The 5,781-nt window shown below is 63.9% G+C and carries 6 protein-coding genes; all 6 read left to right on the forward strand.

The window, feature by feature from the left end; translation table 11 throughout:
• The coding region (locus tag JXA24_08295) for a peptidylprolyl isomerase (protein MBN1283752.1) at positions 1-585 on the forward strand (585 nt) is incomplete at its 5' end.
• A 67-nt stretch (positions 586-652) separates the two neighbouring features.
• Positions 653-1,726, forward strand: coding sequence for a tRNA preQ1(34) S-adenosylmethionine ribosyltransferase-isomerase QueA (gene queA / locus JXA24_08300; protein MBN1283753.1), 1,074 nt, complete (start codon positions 653-655; stop codon positions 1,724-1,726).
• A gap of 33 nt (positions 1,727-1,759) precedes the next feature.
• Complete coding sequence (gene tgt / locus JXA24_08305) at positions 1,760-2,944, forward strand: tRNA guanosine(34) transglycosylase Tgt (protein ID MBN1283754.1); 1,185 nt, start codon at positions 1,760-1,762, stop codon at positions 2,942-2,944.
• Positions 2,935-3,273, forward strand: a complete 339-nt coding sequence (gene yajC / locus JXA24_08310) for a preprotein translocase subunit YajC (protein ID MBN1283755.1) — start codon at positions 2,935-2,937, stop codon at positions 3,271-3,273. The genes tgt and yajC overlap by 10 nt, the downstream gene beginning before the upstream one ends.
• A gap of 54 nt (positions 3,274-3,327) precedes the next feature.
• Positions 3,328-5,067 (forward strand): protein translocase subunit SecD, encoded by a 1,740-nt coding sequence (gene secD / locus JXA24_08315; GenBank protein MBN1283756.1) that lies wholly within the window; start codon positions 3,328-3,330, stop codon positions 5,065-5,067.
• Positions 5,068-5,083: 16 nt separating this feature from the next.
• On the forward strand, positions 5,084-5,781 hold a 698-nt coding region (secF, locus tag JXA24_08320), incomplete at its 3' end, for a protein translocase subunit SecF (GenBank protein ID MBN1283757.1).

Below are 5,781 nucleotides of genomic sequence, written 5' to 3' on the forward strand. Positions count from 1 at the left end.
AAGGCGAAGGGGCGCACCGAGGAAGAGGCGCTGAAATTGGCGAACGAGATCAAGGCGAAGATCGACGGCGGCGCCTCGTTCGAGGATATGGCCAAGGAGAAATCCGATGACGCGATGACGAAGGCGCGCGGCGGCAACATGGGGCTCGTCTCAAAGGACGACAGGCGCCTTATGATGCGGGGCTTCCAGCCGGTGCTCGAGAAGGCGTTCGAACTCAAGGTCGGCGAGGTGGCTGGCCCCATAAAGACCCAGAGCGGCTACGAGATCATAACCGTCACCCAGGGCATCGAGCTCGAGCCGTTCGAGAGCGCAAAGCAGTCCATACTGTTCAAGGTCCGCAACACCACGAGGGACAACCTCTTGGCGAAGCTCAAGAAGGACTCCAAAATAGCGTTCAAAGACGAGGAAGGGAAAAAGGCCGCGACAAAGGCCGAGGACGCGGGCAAGCCGCCGGTCATAAAGATACCACCCGAGAAAGCCGACCAGGCCGAGGCCGCTGCAGAGGCCCCGGCGACGCCCCCGCCGGCGGAGAAGGAAAAGGCCGAGGCCAAGACCCCTGCCGCAGAGGAGGCGAAGAAGGAATAAGCAATCAGGCTCGATCGAGCAAAACCCCGATGCCGGACGGCATCGGGGTTTTTTCTAAAAGGCCGACATGGAACTCACCCTTTTCGACTACGACTATCCCGAAGATCTGGTGGCGCAGCGGCCCCTGCCGGAGCGCGACTCCTCGCGCATGATGCTCGTCGACCGCGCGCGCCGCTCCTTCGACCACTCCCGCGTCTCTCTGCTCCCCTCCATCCTCCGCAGGGGAGACCTGCTCGTGCTGAACGACTCCCGCGTGGCCGCGGCCAGGCTCTTCGGCACGATCCGCGGGGGCGAGAGGGTGGAGCTGCTCGTGGTGGAAAAAGACCCCGACCGAACAGACGCCTGGCGCTGCCTTCTCAGGCAAGCGAAGAGGATGAGGGCCGGTGAGAAGATATTCTTCGGGATGCAGGCGACCGCAACGGTCGCCGGCCGCGACGGGGCCTTCCTGCTCGTGGATTTCAAGGGAGACTCGCTGGCGCTCGCCGAGCGGTTCCACGGCGTGCCTCCCCTCCCCCCTTACATAAAGAGGGACGGTTACTCCTCGTACACCGACGAGGACCGCGCCCGCTACCAGACCGTCTATGCGAACAACCCCGGCTCGGCCGCGGCCCCCACGGCCGGGCTCCACCTGAGCGGCGCGCTCCTCGATTCACTCGCCGCCGCAGGGGTGGAGACGGCGTCGGTCACCCTGCACGTCGGCATCGACACCTTCACGCCGGTCCGCGCCGAGAACCTCGAAGATCACACGATGCACGGGGAGAGGGTCGAGATCGGCGAGGAGGCGGCGCATCGGATAACCATGGCAAAGGCGGAGGGCCGCCGCGTCATATGCGTGGGCACCACTGCGGCGCGTGCGATCGAATCGGCGGCCGCCTTCGAAGTCGAGGGGAGCGCGGGCTTTTTGAGCTGGGCGAACGGCAGGATTCACCACGGCGCGTGGACGACCCGCCTGTTCATCAGGCCGGGGTACGAATTCCGGGCGATGGACGCCATCATCACGAACTTCCATCAGCCGCGCTCCACGCTGCTGACCATGGTCTCGGCCTTTGCGGGAAGGGAGTTCATCCTCTCCTGCTACCGGGAGGCGGTCCGCGAGCGATATCGCCTCTTTTCGTACGGGGATTGCATGTTCATAGTATGATCAAAGGTTGAGGTTGAGGTTGAGGTTGAGGACATGTTTAAATTCGAGGTGAAAAAAAACAGCAGGGACACGCGCGGGCGGCTCGGGACGATCCGGACGCCGCGGGGCGAAATCCGCACTCCGGTCTTCATGCCCGTGGGCACCCACGCCACCGTGAAGGCGATGACGCCGGAGGAGCTCAAGGCCCTCGGCGCGCAGGTCGTGCTGGCCAACACCTACCACCTCTATCTCAGGCCCGGACACGAGAGGATCGCCGCGCTCGGCGGACTTCATAAATTCATGAACTGGAAGGGGCAGATCCTCACCGACAGCGGGGGGTACCAGATATACTCGCTCGCCGACTTGAGGCGCCGCTTCACCGAGGACGGGGTGGAGTTCCAGAGCCACCTAGACGGCGGCGCCCGCCACATGCTCACCCCGGAGCTCGCGACAGAGATACAGGAGGCCCTCGCGAGCGACATCATGATGGTGCTGGACGAGTGCACCCCCTACCCCGCCTCGGAGCACGAGGCGCGCGCCTCGATGGAGCTATCGCTCAGATGGGCGGGCCGATGCCTGGATGCGCGCCGCTCGGGGAACGCGCTCTTCGCCATCGTTCAGGGCGGGATGTACCCGCACCTGCGCCGTGAATACATAGAGAGGATCCTGGAGATCGGCACCCGGGACCAGGGACCAGGGACCCGGACCGCCAGTCACCAGTCACCAGTCACCAGTCACCGCTTTCAGGGTCTGGCCATCGGAGGCCTCTCGGTCGGCGAGCCGCCCGCCCTCATGTACGAGATCGTCTCATCGTGCGCAGGGCACATGCCGAAGGACATGCCGCGCTACCTCATGGGCGTCGGCACCCCCGAAGACCTCGTCGAGTGCATCGACGCGGGGATCGACATGTTCGACTGCGTCATGCCCACGAGGCACGCGCGCAACGGGAGCCTCTTCACCGCCCGCGGCCACATCAACATAGAGAACTCATGCTTCGCCTCCGACCCCTCCCCCGTCGACGCCGGATGCGGCTGCTACGCGTGCCGCAACTACAGCCGCGCCTACCTCAACCACCTCTTCCGCGCGAAGGAGATCCTGGCCGCAAGGCTCGCCACAATTCACAATTTACAATTCTATTTCGATCTGATAGATCGGGCTGCCCTCGCGCTCGGCGAGGATAGATACCCGGAATTCAAGAGAAATTTCCTCAGCATGCGAAAGGAGAAAGTATGTTCATGACTCTTGCAGCAACACCGCTCATCGCAATGGCCGCAACCCCGGGAGGCGGCGGCTCCCAGCAGGGCAGCCTGCTCTCGACCATGCTCCCGCTCGTGGTCATCTTCGCCATCTTCTATTTCCTCATGATCAGGCCGCAGCAGAAGCAGGCGAAGAGGCACAAGGAGATGCTCTCGGCCCTCAAGAAGGGCGACCGCGTGGTCACGCGCGGCGGCCTCATGGGCACGGTCTACGCCATCGCCGACAGCGTGGTCACGATCGAGATCGCGGACAACGTGCGCGCCAGGTTCAGCCGCGAGTCGATCGCGGGCGTGGAGAACCAGGCCTCGTAGCTTTGCTACGGGCCGGCCTTTGAGCCTGGATCCGGGCTTGGGAGAAAGACGAAGATGATGCCCAATTCATGGAAGTACAAACTCATCCTGCTCGTCGTGCTCACCGCCGCCTCCATTTACCTCATCCTCCCCTCCGTCCTGGGCATGGGGGAGATGCGCGAGGAGGCGGCCGCAACCGGTGCCCCGCTGCCGTGGTACTGCTCGGTGCTGCCCGACAAGGGCATTAACCTGGGGCTCGATCTCCGCGGCGGGATATACCTCGAGTTCGAGGTGCAGTCCGGCAAGGCGATAGCCAACAAGGTCGACCTGATCATCGCCGACCTTGAACGGTGGCTCAAGAAGCAGGAAATCCCGTTCTCCTCGATAAATCAGGACCCCAAGGACCACTCGGTCCTGATCGCGGGCCTCTCGGAGGCGGGGGCGGCGAGGCTGAGGGGCTACGTGGGCGACAGCTACTCCGACATCCTCGCCTGGAAGACCAGGGGCGACGCCGCGGCAGGCACCGTGAATTTCAGCCTGCAGGAGAACTACACCAAGCACCTCGAGGGGCAGATCATTAAACAGGCGCTGGAGAAGGTGCGCAACCGCATCGACCGCTACGGGGTGGCCGAGCCCTCGATCCACAGGCTGGGGTCCGACCGCATAGCCATCGAGCTCCCAGGCATCAAGGACCCTGAGCGCGCCATCGGGCTGATAAAGAAGGCGGGCCAGCTCGAGTTCAAGATGGTGGACGACAGCGTGCCGGAGCCGAAGCTCGCCGAGATGGTCGCCGGGGCCCGCGCCGCGGAAAACCTCCCGGACGACTTCTCCATCGCGACGGTGGAGAGGATCAACGACTCGCTTCGCGGGGCGCTGCCCGAGGGCACCGAGATCGCCTTCGAGATACAGTACGACCCGGTCCAGAAAAAAACCACCGGCGGCGTCCCTTACCTCATCAGGCGCAGGGCCGAGGTCACCGGCGAGATGCTCAAGAACGCCCAGGTCAACGTGCACGACAACGAGCCGTACGTGAGCCTCACCTTCGACGCGCAGGGCACCGCCCTCTTCGGCGAGACCACCACGCAGAACGTGGGCAAGCGCATGGCCATCATGCTCGACGGCAACGTCACCAAGGCGCCGGTCATACGCGAGCCGATACTGGGCGGACAGGCGCAGATAACGCTGGGCTACGGCAACTACCAGAACCTGCTCAAGGAGGCGGAGGACCTCTCGCTGGTGCTCCAGGAAGGCGCGCTCCCGGCCCAGCTGGTCGAGGCCACGAAGACGGTCGTTGGCCCCTCGCTGGGCGCCGATTCGATCCGCCAGGGCACCACGGCCACGCTGGTGGGCGCGATCATCATCGCGCTCTTCATGCTCGTCTATTACAAGTGGTCGGGCTTCATCGCCAACGCGGCGCTGCTATTCAACCTCCTGTTCATACTCGCGGGTTTGGCGATATTCCAGGCGACGCTCACGCTGCCCGGCATCGCCGGCATCGCGCTCACCATGAGCATGGCGGTCGATGCGAACGTCCTCATATACGAGCGCATCCGGGAGGAGCTCCGCTCGGGCAAGGGCCCCAGGGCCGCGGTAGAGGCCGGCTACAGCAACGCCATGCGCACGATCATAGACGCCAACGTCACCACTCTGATAGCGGGCGTGGTGCTCTACCAGTTCGGCACAGGGCCCATCAAGGGGTTCGCGGTCACGCTGATCATGGGCCTTCTCATCAGCATGTACACCGCCTGCGTGGTCACCAGGATGATCTACGACTACATGATCATCAAGCGCAGGGTAACGAGGATAAGCGTATAGCCCACAGGGGTGGAAGATGCTCGATAACACGAAGATTCCCTTCATCAAGAACCGCGCCCTCTTCGGCGCGATATCGGCCTTTCTGGTCATCGCCTCGGTATTCCTCATCGTGACCAGGGGCTTCAACTACGGCATCGACTTCAAGGGCGGGGCCAAGCTCGGCTTCAAGTTCGCCTCGCACGTCACCGAGGGCGAGGTGAGGGAGGCGCTCGCGGACACCCCGTTCGCAGACGCAAGCGTGGTCCGCTTCGGCGAGCCGGGCGAGAACCGCATGAGCGTCAAGGTCACGCTGCCCGAGGAACACGCGAAGATCGGCGAGGCGATCACCCAGGCGCTCGAGGCGAAGTTCGGCGCGGGCCAGCTGACCCTCGAGCAGGAGGAGACGGTGGGGCCGAGGGTCGGGCAGGAGATGCGCAGGCGGGCCTGGCTCACGATCATCTTCTCGTGGGCGCTCATGCTCATCTACATAGGCTACCGCTTCGACTTCATGTACGCGCCGGGCGCGGTCGTGGCGCTGGTGCACGACACGCTGATCGTCCTCGGCGCATTCGCACTCCTGGGCAAGGAGATGAATCTCACGATACTCGCGGCGGTGCTGACGCTGATCGGATTCTCGATAAACGACACCATAGTCGTGTTCGACCGCATAAGGGAGCACCGGAGCCAGATATCGCCCTCCACCATCTACGACGTGGTCAACACGGCCATCAACGC

The sequence above is a fragment of the Pseudomonadota bacterium genome (assembly GCA_016927275.1).
Taxonomy (GTDB): domain Bacteria; phylum UBA10199; class UBA10199; order 2-02-FULL-44-16; family JAAZCA01; genus JAFGMW01.